This window comes from Achromobacter sp. SIMBA_011, assembly GCF_046535435.1.
GTDB lineage: Bacteria > Pseudomonadota > Gammaproteobacteria > Burkholderiales > Burkholderiaceae_B > Achromobacter > Achromobacter dolens.
Window position 1 is genome coordinate 122,126 of sequence record NZ_JAWRWN010000001.1, and the last position, 23,222, is coordinate 145,347.

Annotated in this window: 24 protein-coding genes and 2 tRNA genes; 22 read left to right on the forward strand and 4 right to left on the reverse strand. The window is 67.4% G+C overall.

What is annotated here, in order from left to right:
- Positions 1-12 precede the first annotated feature (12 nt).
- From tatA to SB816_RS00615, 4 genes are all read left to right on the forward strand, one after another.
- A complete protein-coding gene (tatA, locus tag SB816_RS00600) occupies positions 13-240 on the forward strand; it encodes a Sec-independent protein translocase subunit TatA (protein WP_049070561.1) in 228 nt (75 codons plus the stop codon).
- Between the two features lie 71 nt (positions 241-311).
- Positions 312-944, forward strand: a complete 633-nt coding sequence (tatB, locus tag SB816_RS00605) for a Sec-independent protein translocase protein TatB (protein WP_054503740.1) — start codon at positions 312-314, stop codon at positions 942-944.
- A complete protein-coding gene (gene tatC, locus SB816_RS00610; RefSeq protein WP_054503741.1) occupies positions 941-1,732 on the forward strand; it encodes a twin-arginine translocase subunit TatC in 792 nt (263 codons plus the stop codon). The genes tatB and tatC overlap by 4 nt, the downstream gene beginning before the upstream one ends.
- Before the next feature lie 105 nt (positions 1,733-1,837).
- Entirely contained in the window at positions 1,838-2,239 is a 402-nt protein-coding gene (locus SB816_RS00615) for a helix-turn-helix domain-containing protein (RefSeq protein ID WP_054503742.1), read from the forward strand.
- A 78-nt stretch (positions 2,240-2,317) separates the two neighbouring features.
- On the opposite strand, the gene SB816_RS00620 is transcribed toward SB816_RS00615, so the two are convergent.
- Positions 2,318-3,478, reverse strand: coding sequence for a trypsin-like peptidase domain-containing protein (locus SB816_RS00620; RefSeq protein ID WP_410546396.1), 1,161 nt, complete (start codon positions 3,476-3,478; stop codon positions 2,318-2,320).
- A gap of 19 nt (positions 3,479-3,497) precedes the next feature.
- Between SB816_RS00620 and SB816_RS00625 the strand changes: the two genes are divergently transcribed.
- On the forward strand, positions 3,498-4,274 hold the full coding sequence (locus SB816_RS00625) for a Nif3-like dinuclear metal center hexameric protein (protein ID WP_410546397.1): 777 nt from the start codon (positions 3,498-3,500) through the stop codon (positions 4,272-4,274).
- A 497-nt stretch (positions 4,275-4,771) separates the two neighbouring features.
- Here SB816_RS00625 and mscL read toward each other — a convergent pair whose 3' ends face one another.
- Positions 4,772-5,224, reverse strand: coding sequence for a large conductance mechanosensitive channel protein MscL (gene mscL / locus SB816_RS00630; protein WP_006388043.1), 453 nt, complete (start codon positions 5,222-5,224; stop codon positions 4,772-4,774).
- Positions 5,225-5,364: 140 nt separating this feature from the next.
- Between mscL and petA the strand changes: the two genes are divergently transcribed.
- The 8 genes from petA (at position 5,365) to SB816_RS00670 (ending at position 11,241) form a co-directional block, all read left to right on the forward strand.
- Positions 5,365-6,006: a ubiquinol-cytochrome c reductase iron-sulfur subunit gene (gene petA, locus SB816_RS00635; RefSeq protein WP_006388042.1), complete on the forward strand. Its 642-nt coding sequence runs from the start codon at positions 5,365-5,367 to the stop codon at positions 6,004-6,006.
- A gap of 74 nt (positions 6,007-6,080) precedes the next feature.
- Positions 6,081-7,469 carry a cytochrome b gene (locus tag SB816_RS00640; RefSeq protein ID WP_049070550.1) on the forward strand — a complete coding sequence of 463 codons (1,389 nt, stop codon included), beginning with the start codon at positions 6,081-6,083 and terminating at the stop codon, positions 7,467-7,469.
- 25 nt (positions 7,470-7,494) lie between these two features.
- On the forward strand, positions 7,495-8,349 hold the full coding sequence (locus tag SB816_RS00645) for a cytochrome c1 (RefSeq protein WP_049070548.1): 855 nt from the start codon (positions 7,495-7,497) through the stop codon (positions 8,347-8,349).
- Between the two features lie 153 nt (positions 8,350-8,502).
- Positions 8,503-9,114 carry a glutathione S-transferase N-terminal domain-containing protein gene (locus SB816_RS00650; RefSeq protein ID WP_006388039.1) on the forward strand — a complete coding sequence of 204 codons (612 nt, stop codon included), beginning with the start codon at positions 8,503-8,505 and terminating at the stop codon, positions 9,112-9,114.
- Positions 9,115-9,126: 12 nt separating this feature from the next.
- A complete protein-coding gene (locus SB816_RS00655) occupies positions 9,127-9,570 on the forward strand; it encodes a ClpXP protease specificity-enhancing factor (protein WP_054503746.1) in 444 nt (147 codons plus the stop codon).
- Positions 9,571-9,788: 218 nt separating this feature from the next.
- On the forward strand, positions 9,789-10,433 hold the full coding sequence (locus SB816_RS00660; RefSeq protein WP_054503747.1) for an imm11 family protein: 645 nt from the start codon (positions 9,789-9,791) through the stop codon (positions 10,431-10,433).
- 73 nt (positions 10,434-10,506) lie between these two features.
- A tRNA-Thr gene (locus tag SB816_RS00665) sits at positions 10,507-10,582 on the forward strand.
- A gap of 257 nt (positions 10,583-10,839) precedes the next feature.
- Positions 10,840-11,241, forward strand: a complete 402-nt coding sequence (locus SB816_RS00670) for a VOC family protein (protein WP_054503748.1) — start codon at positions 10,840-10,842, stop codon at positions 11,239-11,241.
- A 233-nt stretch (positions 11,242-11,474) separates the two neighbouring features.
- On the opposite strand, the gene SB816_RS00675 is transcribed toward SB816_RS00670, so the two are convergent.
- Positions 11,475-12,863, reverse strand: a complete 1,389-nt coding sequence (locus tag SB816_RS00675) for a GntP family permease (protein ID WP_054503749.1) — start codon at positions 12,861-12,863, stop codon at positions 11,475-11,477.
- Between the two features lie 153 nt (positions 12,864-13,016).
- On the opposite strand from SB816_RS00675, the gene SB816_RS00680 reads away from it, so the two are divergent.
- From SB816_RS00680 to SB816_RS00700, 5 genes are all read left to right on the forward strand, one after another.
- A tRNA-Asn gene (locus tag SB816_RS00680) sits at positions 13,017-13,092 on the forward strand.
- A 187-nt stretch (positions 13,093-13,279) separates the two neighbouring features.
- Complete coding sequence (locus SB816_RS00685; RefSeq protein WP_410546398.1) at positions 13,280-13,693, forward strand: hypothetical protein; 414 nt, start codon at positions 13,280-13,282, stop codon at positions 13,691-13,693.
- 64 nt (positions 13,694-13,757) lie between these two features.
- A complete protein-coding gene (gcvA, locus tag SB816_RS00690) occupies positions 13,758-14,660 on the forward strand; it encodes a transcriptional regulator GcvA (RefSeq protein WP_410546399.1) in 903 nt (300 codons plus the stop codon).
- 106 nt (positions 14,661-14,766) lie between these two features.
- Complete coding sequence (locus SB816_RS00695) at positions 14,767-15,240, forward strand: RidA family protein (protein WP_054503752.1); 474 nt, start codon at positions 14,767-14,769, stop codon at positions 15,238-15,240.
- 47 nt (positions 15,241-15,287) lie between these two features.
- The gene (locus SB816_RS00700) at positions 15,288-16,490 is read left to right on the forward strand and encodes an aminotransferase class V-fold PLP-dependent enzyme (protein ID WP_054503753.1); all 1,203 of its coding nucleotides are present in this window, start codon (positions 15,288-15,290) and stop codon (positions 16,488-16,490) included.
- Between the two features lie 42 nt (positions 16,491-16,532).
- Here SB816_RS00700 and SB816_RS00705 read toward each other — a convergent pair whose 3' ends face one another.
- The gene (locus tag SB816_RS00705) at positions 16,533-17,426 is read right to left on the reverse strand and encodes a DMT family transporter (protein ID WP_410546400.1); all 894 of its coding nucleotides are present in this window, start codon (positions 17,424-17,426) and stop codon (positions 16,533-16,535) included.
- A gap of 170 nt (positions 17,427-17,596) precedes the next feature.
- On the opposite strand from SB816_RS00705, the gene SB816_RS00710 reads away from it, so the two are divergent.
- The 4 genes from SB816_RS00710 to SB816_RS00725 all read left to right on the forward strand — a co-directional run bounded on the left by SB816_RS00710 (position 17,597) and on the right by SB816_RS00725 (position 23,173).
- Positions 17,597-18,484, forward strand: a complete 888-nt coding sequence (locus SB816_RS00710; RefSeq protein WP_054503755.1) for a helix-turn-helix domain-containing protein — start codon at positions 17,597-17,599, stop codon at positions 18,482-18,484.
- A 77-nt stretch (positions 18,485-18,561) separates the two neighbouring features.
- A complete protein-coding gene (locus SB816_RS00715) occupies positions 18,562-19,992 on the forward strand; it encodes a DUF2868 domain-containing protein (RefSeq protein WP_410546401.1) in 1,431 nt (476 codons plus the stop codon).
- On the forward strand, positions 19,985-21,355 hold the full coding sequence (locus SB816_RS00720; RefSeq protein ID WP_064527545.1) for a GTPase/DUF3482 domain-containing protein: 1,371 nt from the start codon (positions 19,985-19,987) through the stop codon (positions 21,353-21,355). Before SB816_RS00715 ends, SB816_RS00720 begins: the two co-directional genes overlap by 8 nt.
- 210 nt (positions 21,356-21,565) lie before the next feature.
- Positions 21,566-23,173 (forward strand): ABC transporter substrate-binding protein, encoded by a 1,608-nt coding sequence (locus SB816_RS00725; RefSeq protein WP_064527542.1) that lies wholly within the window; start codon positions 21,566-21,568, stop codon positions 23,171-23,173.
- Positions 23,174-23,222: the final 49 nt, after the last annotated feature.

Genomic DNA, 23,222 nt, shown 5'->3' on the forward strand with positions numbered 1-23,222 from the left:
CGGAGAACCATCATGGGTAGCTTTAGCATTTGGCATTGGCTGGTCGTTCTGGTCATTGTGGCGCTGATCTTCGGCACCAAGAAACTGCGCAACATCGGCTCTGACCTGGGCGGCGCCGTCAAAGGCTTCAAGGAAGGCATGAAGGACGCCAACAGCGACAAGCCGGCCGAACCCATCGCCCAGCAGCGCGTGGCCGGCGACACCATCGACGTGCAGGCCAAGGAAAAGTCCAACTCCTGAGCGCCTGCGCGTCCCCGGGCCCGGCCTGCACCGGCCGGCCCTCATAGCCTCAATTCCCGAGCGGCCGTCGAATGTTTGATGTCAGCCTCACTGAACTGATGGTGATCGGCGTCGTCGCGCTGATCGTCATCGGCCCCGAACGCCTGCCCAAGGTCGCCCGCACGGTCGGCCACCTGCTGGGCCGCGCGCAGCGTTACGTCAATGACGTGAAATCCGATATCCAGCGCGAGATCGAGCTGGACGAGCTGCGCAAATTCAAGAGCGAAATGGAGACCGCGGCACAGGATGTGCACCAGTCGCTGAACGATACCCACAACGCCTTGCAGGAGCCGGTGCAGCAATTCCGCGCCGAACTCGACGAAGTCGCCCGGGAAGCCAGCGGCAAGCCCGCGCTGACGGCCGGCGCCGAAACCACCGCCCCCGCCGACCCGCACGCCGCGCCCGCCAATACGGCTGGCGCCGGCGCCGCGCCTGCCGCGTCGGCCGACCCGCTGATGACGCCGCACGCGGCCCAGCCGGCCGAGCCGCCGCGCACCATCGCGCCGCCCAGCCCGAACCTGAGCCTGGACCTGGATCCGCCCGCCGCCGCGCCGGCCGCCCAGCCCGCGCCCGCCCCGCAACCGGCGCCGGCGCCCGGCGCCCCGGCCGCCAGCGAGACCCCGCCGGCCAACAAGCCCGCCACGCCCTCCGGAACGACAACGTGACCCAGGACGCCTCCCAAGAAGACGGCCAGCAGGAAAGCTTCATCTCCCACCTGGTCGAACTGCGCACCCGCCTGCTGCGCGCCGTCGGCGCGGTGGTGGCGGTGTTCATCATCCTGTTCATCTACCCCGGCGCGTCCGCCATCTACGACGTGCTGGCCCAGCCCATGCTGGCCTCGCTGCCGCAGGGCACGCGCATGATCGCCACCGGCGTCATCACGCCCTTCATGGTGCCGGTCAAGGTCACCATGATGGCCGCCTTCATCGTCGCTTTGCCGGTGGTGCTGTACCAGGCCTGGGCCTTCGTCGCGCCCGGCCTGTACAAGCACGAGAAGCGCCTGGCGCTGCCGCTCATCATCTCCAGCACGCTGCTGTTCATCGCGGGCATGGCGTTCTGCTATTTCGTGGTGTTCCGCACGGTCTTCCACTTCATCGCCACCTTCGCGCCGCAATCGATCACGCCGGCGCCGGACATCGAGGCCTACCTGAGCTTCGTCATGACCATGTTCATGGCGTTCGGCATCACCTTCGAGGTGCCGGTGGCGGTGGTGCTGCTGGTGCGCATGGGCGTGGTGGAACTGTCCAAGCTCAAGAGCGCGCGCGGCTACGTGGTGGTCGGCGCTTTCATCATCGCCGCGGTGGTGACGCCGCCCGACGTGGTCAGCCAGTTCATGCTGGCGGTGCCGCTGTGCCTGCTGTACGAGTTGGGACTGATCTGCGCGCGCATGGTCACGCCCAAGCCCGGCGCCGACGACGCCGTGAACGACGGCTCGCTGACCGAGCGCCACTGAACCCTCGCTGCCGACCCTGACGGGGCCCCTTGCGGGCCCCGTTGTCATTGCATAAACGGACTGTTTCCGCTTGTCCGGCGGCGACTGCAAACTTACATTGCAGCCATGTCGCTCGCCCTACGCCTGCGCACCCTGATGCGGTGGCGCGGCATCAAAAGCCAGAACCAGCTTGCCCGCATCTCCGGCGTGCCGCAGTCCTGCATCCACCGTATCCTCACCCGCGATGAACACTACGCGCCCACCCGCGCCACGCTGCAACGGCTGGCGCGGGCGCTGGACACGCAGGTCCCCTGGCTGGCCGACGGCATGGTGGCGCAGGCCGGCGCGGCGCCCCTGGCCCAGGAAGACGCGCACTCCGACGCCTACAGCGCCGAAATCTGCGCGCTGCTGCGGCATCAACCCGAAGCCGTGCGCAAGCGCGTGCTGCAGGTCGTGCGCCTGGTGCTCGACGCCCCGTGCCGTCCGCGACGCGCCGCCGCGTCGCGACAGCCTCAGGCCCGACCGTAGCGGCATCGGCGGCCAGCGTGCCACCTGCGCCGCCCATCCACGGCCATCGCCGGGCTGGCGTGCCAGGTGACCGCCACGTTATCGCGGCAGCCCCGGCCGCGTGCCCACCATCACCGTCAGCTCGGCCACCTTGCCGCCGCGCAACACGCCCAGCGTCGCGCGCTGTCCCGGCGTCAGTTGCGCGATCTCGGCCAGCAGCGCCGACGTATCCATCATCGGCTTGCCGTTCACCGTCCGCACGATGTCGCCAACCCGCAGGCCGCCCTTGGCGGCCGGGCCGTCGCGCAGCACGCCGGCGATGATCACGCCGCGCGCATCGCGGTCCAACTGGAACGCGCGCGCCAGCTCGGGCGTCAGGTCCTGCGGCTCCACGCCCAGCCAGCCGCGCTTGACGCCGCCGGTCTTGACGATCTCGTCCATCACTTTGCGGGCGATGTCGATGGGCGTGGCGAAGCCGATGCCCATCGAGCCGCCCGACTCGGAATAGATCGCGGTGTTGATGCCCACCAGGTTGCCCTGCGCATCCACCAGCGCGCCGCCCGAATTGCCCGGATTGATGGCGGCATCGGTCTGGATGAAATTCTCGTAGGTATTCAGGCCCAGTCCGTTGCGGCCCAGCGCCGACACGATCCCCTGCGTGGTGGTCTGCCCCACGCCGAACGGATTGCCGATGGCCAGCACCACGTCGCCGACCCGCAGGCCGCGGTCCGGCGCCAGCGTGGCCGCGGGCAGGTTGCGCAGGCTGGCCAGCTTCAGCACCGCCAGGTCGGTGTCCGGATCGGCGCCCACGACCTTGGCCGTATCCTTGCGCCCGTCCGCCAGCGCCACCTCGATGGCGTCGGCCGCCTGCACCACGTGATAATTGGTCAGCACGTACCCGTCATGATTCACCACCACGCCCGAGCCCAGGCTGGTGCTGGCCTGGCGCCGGCTGACGCCAGGCACCTGGCCGAACAACTGGCGCAGGATCGGATCGTCCGGCAGCGGCACCAGCGGCACATCGACGTGCTTGGTGGTGTAGACATTGACCACCGAGGGCGCAGCGCGCGCCACGCCATCGGCGTAGGAAACCGCCCCCGCCAACGGCCGCACGGTCGCGGCAACCGGCTGCGGCGTCGCCGCGGGCGCAGCGTCCGGCCCGACCAGCCGCAGCAGATCCGGCCGCAAGGTGGTGACGACGAATAGAATACCCAGGCAGACCGTGACGGCCTGAGCGAAGATCAGCCAATATCGGCGCATGTTTCTGATAGGACTAGCAATGAGTAAAGTGGACTCCCACGTCCTGGCCGCCTGGCTGGACGACACCCTGCAAGCCGCCCGTTTCAAGGACTACTGCCCCAACGGGCTGCAGGTGGAAGGCCGATCCGAAGTCGGACACATTATCACCGGTGTCACCGCCAGCGAAGCCCTGTTGCGCATCGCCGTGGAACGCGGCGCCGACGCGGTGCTGGTCCACCACGGCTGGATGTGGCGCAACGAGGACCGCCGCGTCATCGGCACGCGCCGCACCCGCATGGCGCTGGCGCTGAAGAACGACCTCAACCTCTACGCCTACCACCTGCCCCTGGACGCCCATCCCACCCTGGGCAACAACGCCCAGTTGGCCCGCGTCCTCGGCCTCGAACCCGAACGCCGCGACGACGGCGCCCCCCGCACCTGTGGCCCCGACAACCTGGTCTGGCTCGGCGCCGCCCCCGACGTGGCCACCGTCGGCCAACTCGCCGCCCGCATCCAGCAACGCCTGGGCCGCCAACCCCTGGTCGTCGGCAACCCCGACCAATCCGTCGCCCGCATCGCCTGGTGCACCGGCGGCGCCCAGGGCATGCTCGCCGACGCCATCGACGCCGGCGCCACCGCCTACATCACCGGCGAAGCCTCCGAATCCACCTTCCACCTCGCCCAGGAAACCGGCGTCGCCTTCCTCGGCGCCGGCCACCACGCCACCGAACGCTACGGCGTCCAGGCCCTCGGCCAGGCCGTGGCCGAACGCTTCGGCATCAAGGTGGAATTCGTGGACCTGGACAACCCGGTGTGACGGCAACGAAAGGGCATGGCCGCAACGCTGATCCGTGCGCGTACCCGCCCACCCGCAGCCACGCAGCCACGCAGCGTCTGAACGCCGCCGGGCCACCCACAACACTCACCGCCAGCGCGCAGCGCACACCCTCCCACTCCCCAGAAGCACGTATGCCACAACCGGCTGCCCGCGCAGCCGGTTGTGGCGGGCAACCCAAGCCTCTCCCACGCCCCCTCGGTCCAGCAGCGCATGAAACCTCGAAACCGGTAGCCCGGCGCGGGTGGTCGCGGGCGGGGCGCGCCGTCAGATGCGCCCGGCGGAAACCGAAGGCAGCCGCCGGCAGGCGGCAACGAGGTTGAGCTCGGGGCAGTCCGGAGCGAACGCTCCGGACCGCAATCGCAGGCGCGCCCCGCCCGCGACCACCCGCGCCGGGCGGCCTACGAAGCCCCCCCCCGCAAGCAACCAACCACTGAACCAATAAAAAAGCGCCCCGCAGGGCGCTCTTCCATTTCAGCTCAAGGCTGCTTCTTCAACAAATCCCGAATCTCGCGCAACAACGCCACATCCTCGGGCGTCGCAGCAGGCGCCGCCGGCGCTTCCTCGGCCTTGGTCCGCGCCTTGTAGATCGCCTTCACCATCCAGAAGATCACAAACGCCAGCAACACGAAATTGATGATGATCGTGATGAAGTTCCCCCAGGCGAAAACGTTGGCTCCCGCCTTGGTCAGATCGGCATACGTCATCGGCCCGTTGTAACCGGCCGGCATCGACAGCACCAGGAACTTGTTCGAAAAATCGACGGATCCGCCAAGCACGAAGTTCACCAGCGGCATGACGATATCCTTGACCAGTGAGTCGACGATTCTGCCGAAAGCCGCCCCAATGATCACACCAACCGCCAAATCAACCGCATTGCCTTTGACAGCGAAATCTCGGAATTCTTTGACGAAACCAGTCGCTTTGCTCATAAAAGCACTCCCTTCGTGATACGCCCACCAGTAGGCTGGCGCTATAATACGCGGTTGCTATGTTGTTACATATTCCCGCGAAGCCGATGCCGCAGAAGTGATGCTACTCGTAGAGCGGGCGCATCAACAAGGATAGGAAGATGAGTCAGGATACGCTGGTGCATGATGATGACGGTGCGGTTGATCCAAATCTGCCGCCCGATCCTTCGCGACGTTTCTGGGTAACCACCGCCTGTGCTGTGGGTGGCGTAGCAGGTGTCGCAACGGCAATACCGCTTGTGAGCACGTTTTCCCCTTCTGAAAAAGCCCGCGCGGCCGGCGCCCCCGTCGAAGTCGACATCGGCGATATCCCGGTCGGCACCATGAAAACCGTGGAATGGCGTGGCAAGCCGGTCTGGATCATCCACCGGTCTCCTGAACAGATCGCCGGCCTCAAGACCCAGGACGCGCTCCTGGCGGACCCTCAATCCAAACGCCCCGGCTTCACTCCCAAATACGCAGAAAACGAAGGTCGCTCGCGCAAGCCCGAGATCTTCGTCTGTGTTGGCATCTGTACTCATCTGGGCTGCTCGCCCACCTCGCACTTCGAAACGGGCGGCGGTGGCGGCATGGGCGCCTCCTGGCAAGGCGGATTTCTCTGTCCGTGCCACGGCTCCACGTTCGACCTGGCAGGCCGGGTCTACAAGAACAAGCCCGCTCCCGATAATCTCGAAGTCCCGCCGTACCAGTATCTCACCGACTCCCGCATCATCGTGGGCGTCGATGAAGACAACAAGGCCTGACGCTCGCGTCGCGCTTTTTTCCCGAATTACGTAAGTAAAACAAATACGCCACGTATTAGAGAAGGAGCCGTTACATGGCTGGCGAGAAAACCGTCGAGACGACAGGCCTGTTGGGCTGGCTGGATCGGCGCTTCCCGGTGACCTCCACCTGGAAAGCGCATCTGTCCGAATACTACGCACCGAAAAACTTCAACTTCTGGTATTTCTTCGGCTCACTGGCGCTGTTGGTGCTGGTGCTGCAGATCGTGACCGGCATCTTCCTGGTCATGCATTACAAGCCGGACGCCGAACGCGCGTTCCAATCCGTCGAATACATCATGCGCGAAGTCCCGTGGGGCTGGCTGGTGCGCTACATGCACTCGACCGGCGCCTCGATGTTCTTCGTCGTCGTCTACCTGCACATGCTGCGCGGTCTGCTCTACGGCTCGTACCGCAAGCCGCGTGAACTGGTCTGGATCTTCGGCGTCGCGATCTTCCTCTGTCTGATGGCCGAAGCATTCTTCGGCTACCTCCTGCCGTGGGGCCAGATGTCCTACTGGGGCGCACAGGTGATCGTGAACCTGTTCGCGGCCATCCCGTTCATCGGCCCCGAGCTGTCGATCTGGATCCGCGGCGACTACGTCGTCTCCGACGCCACGCTGAACCGCTTCTTCGCCTTCCACGTCATCGCCATTCCGCTGGTGCTGGTGGGGCTGGTGGCGGCCCACCTGGTGGCGCTGCACGAAGTCGGCTCGAACAACCCGGACGGCATCGAGATCAAGGAAGGCCCGAAGGACAAGTACGGTCGCCCGAAGGACGGCATTCCGTTCCATCCGTTCTACACGGTGCACGACCTGGTCGGCGTCGCGGGCTTCCTGCTGGTGTTCGCCTTCATCGTGTTCTTCGCGCCGGAAATGGGCGGGTACTTCCTGGAGTTCAACAACTTCATCCCGGCCGACTCGCTCAAGACGCCGCCGCACATCGCCCCGGTCTGGTACTTCACGCCGTTCTACTCGATGCTGCGCGCCACCACCGACGAGTTCACGTGGGTGCTGGCCGGCGCTTCGGTGCTGGGCGCCATCGCGCTGCTCGTCAAGAGCAACCTGAAGGGCTTCATGCGCATCGCGGTGCCCGGCATCCTGATCGTCGTGGCCGTGCTGCTGCGCGTGATCGACGCCAAGTTCTGGGGCGTGGTCGCCATGGGCGGCACCGTGGTCATCCTGTTCTTCCTGCCGTGGCTGGACCATTCCCCGGTCAAGTCGATCCGCTACCGCCCCACCTGGCACAAATGGATCTACGGCATCTTCATGGTCAACTTCCTGGTGCTCGGCTACATCGGTACGCAGCCGCCCAGTCCGCCGTTGAACATCACGTCGCAGATCGGCACGCTGCTGTACCTGGCATTCTTCTTCCTGATGCCGGTCTGGAGCCGCCTGGGCACTTTCAAGAAAGTGCCTGACCGCGTGACGTTCCACGCCCACTGAGCCCCACGAAAATAACGGACTGACCATGATCAAGAAGCTGATTGGTGCCGTGGCGTTGATGCTGCTCACGTGTACCGCCACGTTCGCCGCCGAGGGCGGCTATCCGCTGGACAAGGCGCCTTACCGCGTCAACGACATGGCGTCGCTGCAAAACGGCGCCAAGCTGTTCGTCAACTACTGCCTGAACTGTCACAGCGCATCGTCGATGCGCTACAACAAGCTCAAGGACATTGGCCTGACCGACCAGCAAATCAAGGAAAGCCTGCTGTTCACCGGCGAGAAGGTCGGCGACATGATGAATGTCGCCATGACGCCCAAGGACGCCAAGAAGTGGTTTGGCACCACGCCCCCGGACCTGTCCGTGATCGCGCGCGCCAAATCCGTCAACGCCGGCCCCTCGGGTTCCGACTACATCTACACCTACCTGCGCACGTTCTACCGCGACACCTCGCGTGCCACGGGCTGGAACAACCTGGTGTTCCCGGCCGTCGGCATGCCGCACGCGCTGTGGGAACGGCAGGGTCCGCGCGAGCTGACCACGGTGGCGATGCACGAGGTCGAAGGCAAGGACGGCGCGCCGAAGTCGTGGGAACGGGTCACGACGGTGTACGATGCGCAAGGTTTTGCCACGGTCAAGGCCGAGCCGGTAGCCAGCTACCACGGCCATGCCACCTTCGAGGCCAAATTCAAGGCCGCCAACCCGGCCCAAACCGCAACATACGACAACGACGTCGCCGACCTGACCGCGTTCATGTCCTGGATGGCCGAGCCCGTCCAGACTTTCCGCGTCCAACTGGGCGTCGGTGTCATGTTGTTCCTGCTCTTGTTCTTCCTGGTGATGTGGCGCCTGAACGCCTCTTACTGGAAACACGTGCGCTAACCGCAACGCCCCGCCAGGCTTATCCGCCCCCATTTTCGCCAGGGTGGATAATGGCGGGTTAGGGCTGTATGCCTACCCCCCGCCTGGCAATCGGGGCCAGCGCCTGCTAGATTAGGGCGCTGGCCTTTCGTTTTTCATAAAGGATTTTTCGCCATGATGGTGCTCTATTCCGGAACCACGTGTCCGTTTTCGCAACGCTGCCGCTTCGTGTTGTTCGAAAAGGGCATGGATTTCGAGATCCGCGACATCGACCTGTACAACAAGCCCGAAGACATCTCGGTGATGAATCCGTACGGTCAAGTGCCCATTCTGGTCGAGCGCGACCTGGTCCTGTACGAGTCGAACATCATCAACGAGTACATCGACGAGCGCTTCCCGCACCCGCAGCTCATGCCGGCCGATCCGGTAATGCGCGCGCGCACCCGCCTGTTCCTGTACAACTTCGAGAAAGAGCTGTTCGTCCACGTCTCGACGCTGGAAGACCGCAGCGCCAAGCCCGACGAGAAGAAGCTGGCCAACGCCCGCCAGAACATCCGCGACCGCCTGGCCCAACTGGCTCCGATGCTGCTCAAGAACAAGTACATGCTGGGCGAGGAATTCTCCATGCTCGACGTGGCCGTGGCCCCGCTGCTGTGGCGCCTGGACCACTACGGCATCGAACTGCCCAAGAACGCGGCTCCGCTGCAAAAGTACGCCGAGCGCATCTTCTCGCGCCCGGCCTACATCGAAGCGCTGACGCCTTCGGAAAAAGTGATGCGTCGCTAAGGTTGTTGCGTGATGGGTGAAACTTCGACCAAACCGTATCTGATCCGCGCGCTGCACGAATGGTGCACCGATAACGGCTACACGCCGTACATCACCGTGCAGGTCGACGAGCACACCATGGTGCCCGTCGCCCACGTGCGCGACGGCCAGATCACCCTGAACGTGGGCACGCTGGCCACCAACCGCCTGGTGCTGGGCAACGAATTCATCGAATTCCAGGCCCGCTTCAGCGGCGTGACCGAAAACGTCTACGTGCCGGTGGGCGCCGTCAGCGCCATCTATGCGCGCGAAACCGGCGCCGGCATGGGCTTCGAAGTGCAGCCCTACGAACCGCCGGCCCCGGGCGCGCAGAACGCCTCCGAGACCGTCCCGTCCGAAGCCGAGGCGGATGCCGCCCCCGGCGATGACGGCGGCGACGACGAGCCCAAGCGTCCGCACCTGACGATCGTCAAGTAATCCGGCAGGTCCCCCGCGCCGCCCCGGCCCCAGGCCCGGGCGGCGCGGTCACGTCTGGCCGCCGCCAATGTGACGCCCGATTGCATGGCGATCTTCTGAAGCACGGGATAAGAGTGCGTATCATTTGCATATCCAGGAAAAATCCCGTCTCATACGCTTGAACCGGGTCCGCTGCGGCACGCGCCGCTCCCCGGCTTTCCAGGAGTGATGCACCGCCCATGCCGTACCTGATCGGAATGACGCCCGCCGGCGGCGTATCGACCCAGTTCATGCCGCAGATAGACCGCCAACTGGTTGCCAAGCTGTGCCTGTTCGATAGCCTGTCGGACGACGATCTCGCCCGCATCCCGCGTCAGATCCGACTGACCTTGCGCGGCACCGGCCGCGTCCCCGCGATCGTCGGATGGGACGGCGGGCCATTCCTGGTCAATGCCCGGGTGCGCGAACTCATGGAAACGCTCGAACCCGACACGCACCGCTTCCTGCCGGTCGAGGCCGAGACCATGATCGTGGGCCGCAAGAGCCGGCCGTTCCGCACCTACCACCTGCTGCTGTGCCCGCCGCGCGTGGACGCCGTCATCATCGAGAAGACCGAGTTCTCCAAAGGCATGGGCCGGGCGGGCTACGAAGCCGGCGGCTGCTTCTCGTTCCTGAAGGGCACGCCGCTGGTGCTGGACCGCGGCGCCATCCAGGACCGCTGCTTCTGGCGCCTGCCGCGGCAATTCGGCGTCCGGCCGTCATATCCGCACAGCGGCATCAGCGGCTACTTCTGCTCGGATGAATTCTGGCGCGCCCTGCGCGCCGAGCGCCTGGGCGGCTGGGAAGCCAGGCGCCGCTGCGCGACGGGCGTGCGCCCGGAATGACCCGCATGCACGCCGGAAAGAATCTCCTTTTTTCATTACAATGCAGTCCCTGCGCGCGGCCCGCGCGCGCCACGCCGGTGTAGCTCAGTTGGTAGAGCAGCTCACTTGTAATGAGAAGGTCGAGGGTTCGATTCCTTTCACCGGCACCATCAGCATCCCCCGGGATCCTCCCTCAGCGCACAAGGTCAGGCCGAACGTCCCAGTTCGCCAATCAATCACGCGATTTCGCCGCGCGCCGTGCCACCGGTAAATGATCGATTCGATGAAGTCCGGCCATCCGGCCAGTCTGGCGTGGCTATACTTGTCTCGGTCCCTCGCACAGGCCCCGAACGCCGCGGTAACACGACAGTCCATGGCAGCGAGGATCGCTTGCTTGTGAAGCACTTGATTTGGGAAATGCGGATCCATGTTCAGTCACATCACGGTCGGCGTCAGCGATCTGGCCCGCGCCTCGGTTTTCTACGATGCGATCCTCGCACCGCTTGGCCTGCGCCAACGGCAGGTCACACCCGACGGCGGGCCGGCAGCGCTCTGCTGGGTGGTTCCCGGCGCCACGCTGCCTCGGTTCTACGCCTACGCGCCGTTTGATGGAAAGCCCTGCTCCGCGGGTAATGGCAGCATGGTGGCGTTCCTCGCGCCCGACGAGCAGGCGGTGAGGCACGCGCATGCCCTCGGGCTTGCCGCGGGAGGCGTGGACGAGGGGGCTCCGGGCCCGCGCCCCCACTATGGCAACGGCTACTATGGCGCCTACCTGCGCGACCCCGACGGCAACAAGATCCACCTCGTCTACCGGGGCGATATCGTCTAGAACGCCGAGACGGCAACTCCCCATACGGTGCACCCATGATGCCCATGGAATCCGAACACCTGCGCCAGCTCCTGCGGGTCTACGCGACCTGTCTGATCGCCACGGCGAGCCGCGCTTGCGCGTTGTCTGATTGAGTTCCGGCGTGCAGCCGACAAAAAAACGGCCATTCGGCCGTTTTTTTCGTTTCCTTGCACGCAGGCAGCGGCCGCATTCCGGCCCGCCCGCGCCGCGGCTCACCCCAGCGCCGGCAGCATGTTGAACAGCAGCACCATCACCAGGCCGGCCACCGACACGATGGACTGCACCACCGAGATCGTCTTGGTGGCCTCGCCCATGGTCATGCCGAATGATTCCTTCACCATCCAGAAGCCGGCGTGATTGGCATAGTTGAAGAACAGCGAGCCGCAGCCGATCGACAGCGCCAGCAGCGGCAGGTTCAGCGAGGGATCGGCGCCGGCCAGCGGCGCCAGCAGGCCGGCGGCGCCGACGATGCCGACGGTGGCCGAGCCGGTGGACACCGACAGCAGCATGGCGATCAGCCAGCCCAGCACCAGCGGCGGGAACGCGAACTGGTGGGTCAGGTGGACGATGGCGTCGCCGACCTTGGCGCTGGTCAGCACCTGCTGGAACGCCCCGCCGCCGGCGATGATCAGCATGATGCCGGCGATCGGCTTGAGGCTCTTGCCGAGCCCGTCGCGCAACTTCTCGGCGTCGCCGCCGCGCGCCAGCACCAGCGCCACGGCTGCGAACAGCACGCCCAGCAACATGGCGACCAGCGGATTGCCCAGGAAGGCCGCCACGTGCATCAGGGGCGAGGTCTTGGGCAGCAGCATCTCGGCCACCGCGTGCAGCAGCATCAGCAACGCGGGCAGCAGGGCCGCCAGCACGCCCAGGCCCACGCCCGGCACCGAATGGCCGGCATCGGCCTGGCGGACGGCGGTGAATTGCTCGAGCAGGGCTTCGTCCGGGCGGGTCGTCATGCGCGGCGCGATGAAGGCGCCGTACAGCGGACCGCCCAGGATCATGGCGGGCAGGGCGGCGAGAAAGCCGTAGATCATGGTCGGGCCGACCGTGGTCTTGAGACTGGCGATAGCCGTCAGCGGGCCGGGATGCGGCGGCACCATGCCGTGCATGGCGGCCAGGGCCGAGATCACGGGCACGCCCACGTACACATAGGCCGAGCCCTTGAAGCGTTCCTGGCCTTCCAGCTTGCGCGCCACGCTGAAGATCAGCGGCAGCATCACCACCAGGCCCACCTCGAAGAACATCGGGATGCCGATGATGAATGCCACCAGCGTCATGGTCCACGGAATCATGCGCGGCGAGGTGCGGTTCAGGATCGCATTGGCCAGGCGCTCGGTGGTGCCCGAGTCCGCCAGGATCTTGCCGAGCATGGCGCCCAGCGCGATCACCACGCCCACCGCGCCCAGGGTCTTGCCGGCGCCGTCGGTCAGGTTCTTGACGATGGCGGTCGGCTCCATGCCGGTGGCGAAGCCGACGCCGATGGACACGATCAGCAGCGCCAGCAGCGGGTGCATGCGGATGCGCGAGACGATGAGTGCGACCAGCACCAGGACGCTCACCAGGGCGGTGAGCAACAATTGGATGTCGAACGAAGACATGTGTGAAACCCAGAAAAAACGTGAGAGGTCGCGAACCTTCTGGTTGCCATGATAAGGGATCGCCCTGGCGCCGAAGCGTCATAACCCCTCCAGTCATCCGGGCCGTTTTGCATTCCCCGCGAAATTTGTGCATAATTCGCCCCCTCTACCTGTTCCCCGATAGCTCAGTCGGTAGAGCGACGGACTGTTAATCCGCAGGTCGCTGGTTCGAGCCCAGCTCGGGGAGCCAAAGAATGCAGTACTGAAGGGCCCGCAACGTGTTGCGGGCCTTTTGCATGGGCGAACGCCCGCGGCACGCCGCCAAAGTCGGACGGTGTTCCGCCTCAATCGAGCGGTCCGGGCCCGAATGCGAGGTGAAATGGTTCTACGATTGGCGTCGAGTCAACCGTGATACCCGGGTACCCGCCGCTCTCCCCATGCCTTCCCCAACGAAGTCCGTCGATGCAAAGACCGCCTTTGAACTCGTGTTCGGGCTACTGCAGAAAAATCCCTGGATCGTGCCCGACGCCTCGGCCCCGCTGCCGGACATCGCGGTCATGAAGCGGCACCAGGCCGAGGCCGTCAATGTGATCCTGTGGATCTGTGAAACCGGCGACCTGACGGGCTGGCCCGCGCAGACGCCGCTGGACACCCAGGCCACGGCCGCGTATCTGCTGATGGATCTCACTTTCCGGCTGCTCGATCCGGCCTCGGCGCTGTCGACAAGCACCTGGGACGTCCCGGCGTACGAGCAGGCGCAGCGCCAGGCGCTGCGGATCGTGCGGCACGAAGTGCAGCGCAGCAAGCCGATCAACGCGGCCGACCTGGCCCGATTCCCTGCCCGCTCCTGATTTGCGAGAATGGGGCGCCCGCCGGATACTCCCCCAAGCCGGTCCTTCCGCCACCGCCCGCCCCATGCGATCCAATCGATCCCTGCCCGCCCTGGTCTCGCTGCGCGCCTTCGAGGCCGCCGCCCGGCGCCTGAGCTTCAGCCTGGCGGGCGAAGAGCTGTTCGTCACCCAGAGCGCCATCAGCCACCATATCCAGCGGCTGGAGGCGGAACTGGGCGTGGCGCTGTTCGAGCGCCGCACCCGTGCCGTGGCGCTGACCCCGGCCGGGCAGGCTTATTACGAGCAGGTCCACGCCGCGTTCACGCTGCTGCGCCAGGGCACCGACGCCATCCGCGCGCCGGCCCCCGCGCGCCACACGCTGCGCGTCGGCCTGCTGGCATCGTTCGCCACACGATGGCTGGCGCCGCGGCTGCCGGACTTCGCCGCGGCGCATCCGGACATCGACCTGCAACTGCTGCCCGACATCGGCCTGGCCGACGTGGCGGGCGGCGAGGTCGACGTGGCCATTCGCTACGGCCGCGGCACGTGGCCCGGCGTGCGGGCGCGCCACATCATGGCGGAGCGGCTGTCCGTGGTGTGCGCGCCCGCGCTGCTGGCGGGCCGGCGGCGTCCGCGCACGCCGGCGGACCTGCTGCGCCATTCCCTGCTGGTCTCGCATACCCGGCATCCCTTCGAGTGGGACACGTGGTCGCGCCATCATGGCCTGGATCTCGGCCGCGCCCAGACCGTGCACCTGCACGACTACAACATCGTGGTCGAAGCCGCGCTGGCGGGGCAGGGCTTGGCCATGGGCCGCCACCGCATGATCGCCGCGCAACTGGCTAGCGGCGCCCTGGTCGAGGCCCTGCCGGGCACCACCCTGGAAGATCCGCGTATCGGCTGGTGGTTCGTGAGTCCGCGCGGCAAGACCGATGCCGCCGCCCAGGCGTTCCTGGCGTGGCTGATGCGGGCCGCGGCGCAAGGCTGACGCATTACTTTTACTCATACGTCGCTCGCAATAATTGATTGGTCAGGCGCGACGCGCATCGATAGCATGGAGATCACCCTTTCTTTTCCGTTTCACAGGTGACTCCATGACCCGTACGATCTCCGGCCGCGTGGCCGAACTCGGCCTTGCGCTGGACCCCGCGGCCGCGCCCGCCGCCAATTACGTCCCCTTCGTGCAAGAGGGCAACCTGCTGTACATCTCGGGCCAGATCTCGCGCGCCGCTGGCAAGGCGACGTTCCTGGGCCAGTTGGGCAACCAGATTTCCGAAGCCGACGGGGTCGCCGCCGCGCGCCTGTCGGCGCTGGGCATCCTGGCGCAGATCGCCGCCGCCACCGACGATCGGCTCGATCGCGTGGCGCGCGTGGTGCGCCTGGGCGTATTCGTCGCCAGCACGCCGGACTTCAACCGCCAGAGCGCGGTGGCCAACGGCGCCTCGGACCTGATGGTCGAAGTGTTCGGCGACGCCGGCCGCCACGCGCGCAGCGCGGTCGGCGTGGCCTCGTTGCCGCAAGGCGTGGCGGTGGAAGTGGAAGCGGTCATCGCGCTCACCCCCGCCTGATGTCCCGACGCCGGGCCGCCGCCCGGCGCGATTTTCCTGGAATTGCCATGTCCGCCGCCCTGACCCCCGCCGCCCTGGAAGCGTTGCGCGCCGCCACGCCCGGCACGCGCACCACCGTCCATTTCAACCATGCGGGCGCCTCGCTGCCGTCCGCCGCCACCCTGGACGCCATCCAGGCCCACCTGCGGCGCGAAGCCGAGCAAGGGCCGATGGAGGCGGGCGTGGCCGCGCGCGCAACGACCGAACAGGCGCGCCAACTGGCGGCGCGCCTGCTCAACGCCCAGCCCGACGAGATTGCCCTGACCGGCGGCAATTCCCCCGGCTGGGGCGCGGCCTTCGCCGCGCTGGGCCCGTGGCGCGCGGGCGACCGCATCCTGGTCGGACGCCACGAATGGGGCGGCAATCTCTCCGCCATGCGGCTGACGGCGCAACGCGCCGGCGCCTCGATCGAGACCATCCCGTCGGACGACAGCGGTTGCGTCGATCCGGCCGCGCTGCAAGCCATGCTGGACGAACGCGTGCGGCTGATCGCGTTGACCTGGCTGCCCGCCAACGGCGGCCTGATCAACCCGGCCGCCGCCGTCGGCCGCGTGGCGCGCGCCGCCGGCGTGCCGTATTTCATCGATGCGGCGCAGGCCGTTGGGCAATTGCCGGTGGACGTGGCCGAGGTCGGCTGCGACGTGCTGAGCGGCGCCGGTCGCAAGGCCCTGCGGGGCCCGCGCGGCACCGGCCTGCTGTACGTGCGGCGCGATTTCCTGCCACGGCTGACGCCGGCGTTCGTCGACACCTATTCGGCGCCGCTGGGTGCCGACGGCCAGCCGCAAGTGCGCGCCGACGCGGCGCGCTTCGAATCCGCCGAGGCCTCGCTGGCGCTGCGCTGCGGCCAGGCCAATGCGCTGCGCGAAGCGCTCGATATCGGCCTGGAAGCGATCCGCGACCGTATCGACACGGTCGCCCAGGCCCTGCGGGCGGAACTGGCCGCGATTGCCGGCATCGAGGTCCTGGACCAGGGCCGCGAGCGCTCGGGCCTGGTGTCGTTCAACCTTGCCGGGCACGAAGCCACCGCGGTGCAGCGGGCCCTGGCGGCGCAGGGCATCATTATCGGCAGCAACGGCGTGCCGTACACGCCGCTGGACATGAACGCGCGCGGGCTGACGCAGATCGCGCGCGCCTCGGTCAGCTACCTGACGCGCGACGACGAGATCGACCGCCTGCTCGACGCGCTGCGCATGCTGGCGCGCCAGGGCTAGCGCTCGTCGCCCGGCGCCGATGCACACCGCGGCGCCATCGCCCTACGCCGCGATACGGCGTGCGAACGGCGACCACTTGGTGAAAACCAGCAGATTGCCGAACATCACCAGCGCCAGACCCAGCAACGCGGCAGGGGTCCACTGATAGCCCTCGGCAAAGGTCGACACGCTCAAGGCCACCACGGGGAACAGCACGGTGCAGTACGCCGCGCGCGCCGGCCCCATGCGACCGACCAGCGTCAGGTAGGCAGTAAAACCGATCACGGACCCCGGAATCGCCAGGTACACCAGCGCGCCAACATAGGCCGTGGAGGTGTCGAAGCGGAACGGCACGCCCGCGGCCAGGCAGCCCGCCAGCAGCACCGCCGCGCCGTACAGCATGCTGTAGGCGTTGCCGGTGAGCGGCCGCAGGCCCGCGCGCTGTTGCAGCGACGACAGCATGTTGCCGGTCGAGAAGCAGAACGTGCCGAGCAGCGCGAAGCCCAGGCCCAGCAGGGTCTCGTGGCTGGCCTGCTGGCCCGCCAGTTCGGGCCAGAACAGCAACACCAGCCCGCTGAATCCCACCACGCCGGCGACCAGCACGCGCGGCGCGATGCGGGTGCCGAACCAAAGCCGCGCGTTGAGCGCGTTCCACAGCGTCGCGGCCGAGAACACCACCGACACCAGGCCGCTGGGAATCCACTGCGTAGCGGTGTAGAAACAGAGGAAGTTCAGGCAGAACAGGCACAGCCCCTGACCCAGGCACAACAGGTGCCCGCGTCGGTCCATGCGCTGCAGTTTGCGCGTCAGCAGCAGGGCGGCGAACAGCACCAGCCCGGCCAGCGCGAAGCGGTAGAAGATGGACACGGGAATGGGCACCACGCCCAACTGCAGTTTGATGGCAATCCAGGTGGTGCCCCAGATGATGACGGTCAGGACATACAGGAAGAGATTCACTTTCGGACGCTCGACAGGGCGAAAAGAGACATGGAATCCGGGCGCGCGAAAATGCGTCGCCCTGTCGCGCAGTCTGCGCCCGCGCGGGCCACGAAAATTGCCGGTTCTTGCGGTTTTTTCTTGCTCCGCGCGATCCACGCGCGCAAGGATCGCAGTAGCATTTCGGTTCCATGGGCACCATCGCATCGGCTCCGTCCGACTTCTCCGTTTTCCGCACGCTGTCCGCGTCCACCGCGACGCTGGCGCGCGCGGCCTCGCTGGGCGAGGGCATCGCCATCTCGCAATGGAGCCGCAGCGCCCATGAGACGCTTGGCTACGACATGCCCGGGCATCACACGCTGTCGCTGTACCTGCATGGCGGCGAGAAATCCTTCCGCGTGGGCAACCCGCTGCATGGCGGCGCCGGCAAGTTCTGCGTGCTGCCGGCCGAGCACTATTCCCGCTGGTGCATGAACGACACGGTGCACTTCCTGCATCTGTACATCGCGCCGGAGCGGCTGGCGCGCGAGGCGGTGATGCGGCTCGATTGCGAGCCGCGCTCGCTCGAACTGCGCGACCGCACCTATATCCACGACGACTCGCTGACCGACGTCTGCCGGGCCCTGCTCGACACCGACTGGCGCGCGCCCGCCGACCGTCTGGCCGCCAGCAGCGCGGCCGAGACCGTGCTGCATCACCTGCTGCTGCAGGGTGTGTCGCGCAAGGTCGCGCCGCCAGCGCGCGGCGGCCTGGCGCCCGCGGTGCGCCGGCGTGTCATGGACTATGTCGACGCGCATCTCGCCGAGCCCTTGACGCTGGACCAGTTGGCCGGCGTGGCCGCGTTGTCCACCTATCACTTCGCGCGCATGTTCCACGCCTCGTTCGGCGAACCGCCGCACGCCTGGGTGCGCGCCCGCCGCCTGGCGCATGCGCGCGGCCTGCTGGCCGCCGGCAAGGGCGACCTGGCGGCCATCGCGCAGGCCGCCGGGTTCGGCAACGCCAGCCACCTGTCGCGCGTCTTCCGCGACGCGGTCGGGGTGACGCCGGGCCAGTACCGCGCCGCCCGCCGCGGCCACTGAACCGCCGACCCCGCCGGCGCGCCCGGTCTACAATGGCGCACCGCCCTTCGCGGCCTTGATCGCCTGCCCCGCCCGCGATGCCATCGCCGACTTCCCGCGACGTTTCCGCTGTCCCCGACGCCTCCCGCCCCTCGCCGCTGCACGCGCATTGGGTGGCCGAGCTGGTCCGGCTGCGCGAAGCGCACTGGGGGCCGCTGGAAGACGCCGCCGTGGTGCGGCGGGTGCGCCAGTTGGACGCCGACCTGCCAGACCGCATCCTGGCCCGCGCGCAACACCTGGCGCGACGCGAAGGCCTGGCGCCGCTGGTGGACGGCTGGCGCCGCAGCGCCTGGGCCGTGCTGGCGGTGTTGCTGCTGCTGGCGCTGCTGTCGGGCGCGGGCGTGGCCGCCGGCGCGCTGGGCGACGGCGCCCGTCCCGTCAATGTGCTGTGGGCGCTGGGCGCCTTGCTTGGCCTGCACGCGCTCACTTTCCTGCTGTGGCTGGCCAGCTTCCTGCTGACGCCCGCCTCGATGACCCCGCTGGGGCGCCTCTGGCTGTGGGCCACCCGCAAGCTGGCGCGCGGCCCGGACAGCGCGCTGGTGCCGCAGGCCCTGCTCAATCTGCTGGCCCGCGCGGGCGCGCTGCGCGCGCTGTTCGGCGCCGTCAGCCACGGGCTGTGGCTGGCCGGCCTGAGCGCGGCGCTGGCGACCTTGCTGGCGCTGTTGACCACCGCCAGCTACCGCTTCATCTGGGCGACCACGCTGCTCGCGCCGGACACCTTCGTCTGGCTGACCCAGGTGGCGGGCTGGCTGCCGGCGCATCTGGGTTTTCCGCTGCCCGACGCCGCCATGGTGCGCGCCAGCGACGGCATCCAGGCGCTGGCGGCCGACGCGCAGGTGCAGTGGTCGTGGTGGCTGATCGGCGTGCTGGTGACCTACGGCATCCTGCCGCGCCTGGTGGCGTGGCTGGCATGCGTCGCCGTCGCCCGGCGCGCCTTGCGCGGCCTGCGCATCGATCCCGCGCTGGCCGGCTACGCGGCGCTGCGCGACCGCCTGGAGCCGCCGGCCCAATCCACCGGCATCGACCGCCCGGTCGATCCGCTGCATCAGCCCCGCGTCGAGTCGGCCGTCCCGGCGAGCATGGGCGGCCAGCCCGTGCTGCTGGGGCTGGAGCTGCCGACGGATCTGGACTGGCCGCCCGCCGGCCTGCCCGACGCCATCCGCATGGCCGGCAATCTCGATACCCGCGAGCAGCGCAATCGGCTGCTCGACGCGCTGTCGCAAGCCGGCGCCTCGCGCCTGCTGATCGCCTGCGACGCGCGCCAGACGCCCGACCGCGGCACGCTGGCGCTGATCGCCGAACTGGCCGCGCACGCTGGCCAGACCCGCGTCTGGCTGCGTGCGCCCGCCGCCGCCGACACGCGCGAACCCGTCTGGCGCGAGCGTCTGGCGGCCCTGGGCCTGGAGGCTGGCGCCATCATCAGCGCCGGCGGCGCGCCGCTGGACTGGCTGGAGCACGGCGATGCGTGAGCCGCTCATCAGCATCGCCGTGGTCGGCCACACCAACACCGGCAAGACCTCCCTGCTGCGCACGCTGACGCGCGACACCACTTTCGGCGAAGTGGCCGACCAGCCCGGCACCACGCGGCACGTCGAGGGCGCGCGCCTGCGGCTGGACGGCCGTCCGGTGCTGGAATGGTTCGACACGCCGGGCATGGAAGACAGCATCGCCTTGCTGGAGTATCTGGAACGCCTCGCCCAGCCTGGCGAAAGGCTCGACGGACCGGCGCGCATCCAGCGCTTTCTCGACACCCCGGAAGCGCACGGCCGCTACGAGCAGGAAGCGCGCGTGCTCAAGAAAATGCTGGACTGCGACGCCGCGCTGTACGTGGTCGACGCGCGCGACCCCGTGCTCGGCAAGCATCGCGACGAACTGGCCATCCTGGCCGCCTGCGGCCGCCCCTTGCTGCCAGTGCTGAACTTCGTCAATGCCCCCGCGCACCGCGCCGGCGAATGGCGCGACGCGTTGGCCCGGCTCGGGCTGCACGCGGCGGTCGAGTTCGACACCGTCGCACCGCCGCTCGATGGCGAACAGCAGCTATACGCCAAGCTCGGCGTGCTGCTGGACCGCCATGCCGACACCCTGGCGCAACTGGCCGACAGCCTGGCGCGCCAGCGCCGCGAGCGTCATGAGGCGGCGTGCGAACTGCTGGCCGATCTGCTGGTCGACGTCGCCGCGCTGCGCCTGACCAGCGCCAGCGACGAAGCGGCGCTGGCCGCGACCGCGCAGCAACTGCGCCAGCAGGTGCGGCAACGCGAACAGGCCTGCGTCAGCGCCTTGTTGGCGCTCTACAACTTCCGTTCATCCGATTTCGATGACGACGCGCTGCCCCTGCAGGGTGAACGCTGGGGCATGGACCTGTTCCACCCGCAGGCGCTCAAGGACATGGGCGTGCAGGTCGGCATGGGCGCAGCCGCGGGCGCCATGGCCGGCGCCGCGGTGGACCTGCTCAGCGCAGGCTTGAGCCTGGGCACCGGCATGTTGATCGGCGCCGCCGCCGGCGGCCTGTGGCAGGGCGTGGAAAAGCTCGGCAAGCGCGTCGCCGGCAAACTGCGCGGCTGGCGCGAGATCAGCGTCGACGACGCGGTGCTGCGCCTGCTGGCGTTGCGCCAGCGGCAGTTGATCGACGCGCTCGAGCGCCGCGGCCACGCGGCCCGCTCGCCGCTGCGGCTGGAACGGCCTGATAACGAGGCGCTGCGCAGCGGTCCCTTGCCCGAGGCGCTCAAGGAAGCCCGCAGTCGCCCCGAATGGTCGGCGCTGGCGCCCGGCCACGAAGACAGCGAGCGACGCAAGCAGGTGGTGCGCGAATTGGCGAAAGCAAGCAAGTACTAACCCCAACCCAAACCGATTGACGCTTAAACGAATCGATCTATAAGATTCGTTCTGCATCGGTGCGGTCCATCCCGCCATGACAATCACAAGGGGTTGGATCTACCGTGAACCGCCTTTCCTCGTAGCAGCAACGCCATGCCCCGGCTCCCCGTGGGGCCAGGGCCCTATCACTTCTGTCGCGCTATCCGCGCATTACGGAGCATGAGGGCTATGCGTACTTTCCCCCACCTGAAACAAGCGGCGCTGGCGGCTGCACTGACGGCCTCGTTGGCGTTCAGCGCCGGCGCGGCCGCCAAGACTTTCCACTGGTCTTATCAAGGCGACGCCACGTCGATGGACCCGATGGCGTTGAACGAGACGTTCACGCTGGGCTTCCAGGGCAACATCTACGAAACGCTGGCCGGTTATGACGGCAACCTGAAACTGACGCCGCTGCTGGCCGAGAGCTGGGAAAACCCGGAGCCCACCAAATGGGTCTTCAAGCTGCGCAAGGGCGTGAAGTTCCACGACGGCTCGCCGTTCACCGCCGATGACGTGATCTTCTCCTGGAAGCGCAGCCTGACGCCGGGCTCCGACATGAAGGGCTACGGCGCCAAGGCCTCCGACATCAAGAAGATCGACGACTACACCATCGAGGTCACCACCCCCACGCCCAACCCGATCCTGCCGCGCGAATGGGTGTTCCTCTACATCATGAGCAAGACGTGGTCGGAGAAGAACAAGACCACCGAGGCCACCAACGTCAAGGGCGACAACCAGGGCAACTACGCCAACCTCAACGCCAACGGCACCGGCCCGTTCATGCTGGTGTCGCGCCAGCCGGACGTAAAGACCGTGCTCAAGCGCTACGACGGCTACTGGAACAAGGACATCAAGACCAACGTCGATGAAGTCATTTTCCAGCCGATCACGCAGGAGGCCACGCGCGTGGCCGCGCTGATCTCGGGCGAGATGGACCTGGTGCAGCCGGTACCGGTACAGGACTGGAAGCGCCTGGAAGACGCCAAGGGCGTCAAGCCGCTGACCGCGCCCGAGGCCCGGGCCATCTTCATCGGCATGGACCAGGACCGCGACGAACTGCTGTTCTCGGACGTGAAGGGCAAGAACCCCTTCAAGGATCCCAAGGTGCGCGAAGCGGTGGTGCTGGCCGTGGACACCAAGGCCATCAATGAAAAGATCATGCGCAACGCGGCCAAGCCGCTGGGTTCGCTGATCGCCACTGCCATCAACGGCTACGACGAATCGTTCGGCGCGCCCTACAAGCCGGATCCGGAGCGCGCCAAGAAGCTGCTGGCCGAGGCCGGTTATCCGAAGGGCTTCACTGTCACCATGGACTGCCCCAACGACCGCTACGTCAATGACGAGAAGGTCTGCCAGGCGGTGGCCGGCATGCTGGCGCGCGTCGGCATCAAGATCAACCTGCTGGCGCAGACCAAGTCCAAGTACTTCGGCAAGATCCTGCTGCAGGCCGGCAACCAGACCAGCATGTACATGCTCGGATGGACGCCCAGCTCGACGGACGCGCACAACACGCTGCTGAACCTGGCCGCGTGCCGCGACGCCAAGACGGCGGCGGGCCAGTTCAACCTGGGCGGCTACTGCAACAAGAAGGTCGACGAGCTCACCGCCAAGATCGGCGTCGAGACCGACCAGGCCAAGCGCAACGCGATGATCAAGGAAGCCTTCGGCATCGTGCGCAGCGACTTCGGCTACCTGCCGCTGCATCAGCAGCCGATGTCGTGGGGCGTGAAGGACAACATCAAGGTCATCCAGCGCGCCGACGACGTGCTCGACCTGCGCGACGTGGTCCTGCCGTAGTCCCCGGGCGCCGCGCCACGCCGCAGGGCGTGCACGGCGCCGTGTTGAT

Coding starts and splice junctions, on each gene's coding strand:
- tatA (WP_049070561.1), top strand. CDS start 13: ATGGGTAGCTTTAGCATTTGGCATTGGCTGGTCGTTCTGGTCATTGTG.
- tatB (WP_054503740.1), top strand. CDS start 312: ATGTTTGATGTCAGCCTCACTGAACTGATGGTGATCGGCGTCGTCGCG.
- SB816_RS00615 (WP_054503742.1), top strand. CDS start 1,838: ATGTCGCTCGCCCTACGCCTGCGCACCCTGATGCGGTGGCGCGGCATC.
- SB816_RS00620 (WP_410546396.1), bottom strand. CDS start 3,478: ATGCGCCGATATTGGCTGATCTTCGCTCAGGCCGTCACGGTCTGCCTG.
- SB816_RS00625 (WP_410546397.1), top strand. CDS start 3,498: ATGAGTAAAGTGGACTCCCACGTCCTGGCCGCCTGGCTGGACGACACC.
- mscL (WP_006388043.1), bottom strand. CDS start 5,224: ATGAGCAAAGCGACTGGTTTCGTCAAAGAATTCCGAGATTTCGCTGTC.
- petA (WP_006388042.1), top strand. CDS start 5,365: ATGAGTCAGGATACGCTGGTGCATGATGATGACGGTGCGGTTGATCCA.
- SB816_RS00640 (WP_049070550.1), top strand. CDS start 6,081: ATGGCTGGCGAGAAAACCGTCGAGACGACAGGCCTGTTGGGCTGGCTG.
- SB816_RS00645 (WP_049070548.1), top strand. CDS start 7,495: ATGATCAAGAAGCTGATTGGTGCCGTGGCGTTGATGCTGCTCACGTGT.
- SB816_RS00650 (WP_006388039.1), top strand. CDS start 8,503: ATGATGGTGCTCTATTCCGGAACCACGTGTCCGTTTTCGCAACGCTGC.
- SB816_RS00655 (WP_054503746.1), top strand. CDS start 9,127: ATGGGTGAAACTTCGACCAAACCGTATCTGATCCGCGCGCTGCACGAA.
- SB816_RS00660 (WP_054503747.1), top strand. CDS start 9,789: ATGCCGTACCTGATCGGAATGACGCCCGCCGGCGGCGTATCGACCCAG.
- SB816_RS00670 (WP_054503748.1), top strand. CDS start 10,840: ATGTTCAGTCACATCACGGTCGGCGTCAGCGATCTGGCCCGCGCCTCG.
- SB816_RS00675 (WP_054503749.1), bottom strand. CDS start 12,863: ATGTCTTCGTTCGACATCCAATTGTTGCTCACCGCCCTGGTGAGCGTC.
- SB816_RS00685 (WP_410546398.1), top strand. CDS start 13,280: ATGCCTTCCCCAACGAAGTCCGTCGATGCAAAGACCGCCTTTGAACTC.
- gcvA (WP_410546399.1), top strand. CDS start 13,758: ATGCGATCCAATCGATCCCTGCCCGCCCTGGTCTCGCTGCGCGCCTTC.
- SB816_RS00695 (WP_054503752.1), top strand. CDS start 14,767: ATGACCCGTACGATCTCCGGCCGCGTGGCCGAACTCGGCCTTGCGCTG.
- SB816_RS00700 (WP_054503753.1), top strand. CDS start 15,288: ATGTCCGCCGCCCTGACCCCCGCCGCCCTGGAAGCGTTGCGCGCCGCC.
- SB816_RS00710 (WP_054503755.1), top strand. CDS start 17,597: ATGGGCACCATCGCATCGGCTCCGTCCGACTTCTCCGTTTTCCGCACG.
- SB816_RS00715 (WP_410546401.1), top strand. CDS start 18,562: ATGCCATCGCCGACTTCCCGCGACGTTTCCGCTGTCCCCGACGCCTCC.
- SB816_RS00720 (WP_064527545.1), top strand. CDS start 19,985: ATGCGTGAGCCGCTCATCAGCATCGCCGTGGTCGGCCACACCAACACC.
- SB816_RS00725 (WP_064527542.1), top strand. CDS start 21,566: ATGCGTACTTTCCCCCACCTGAAACAAGCGGCGCTGGCGGCTGCACTG.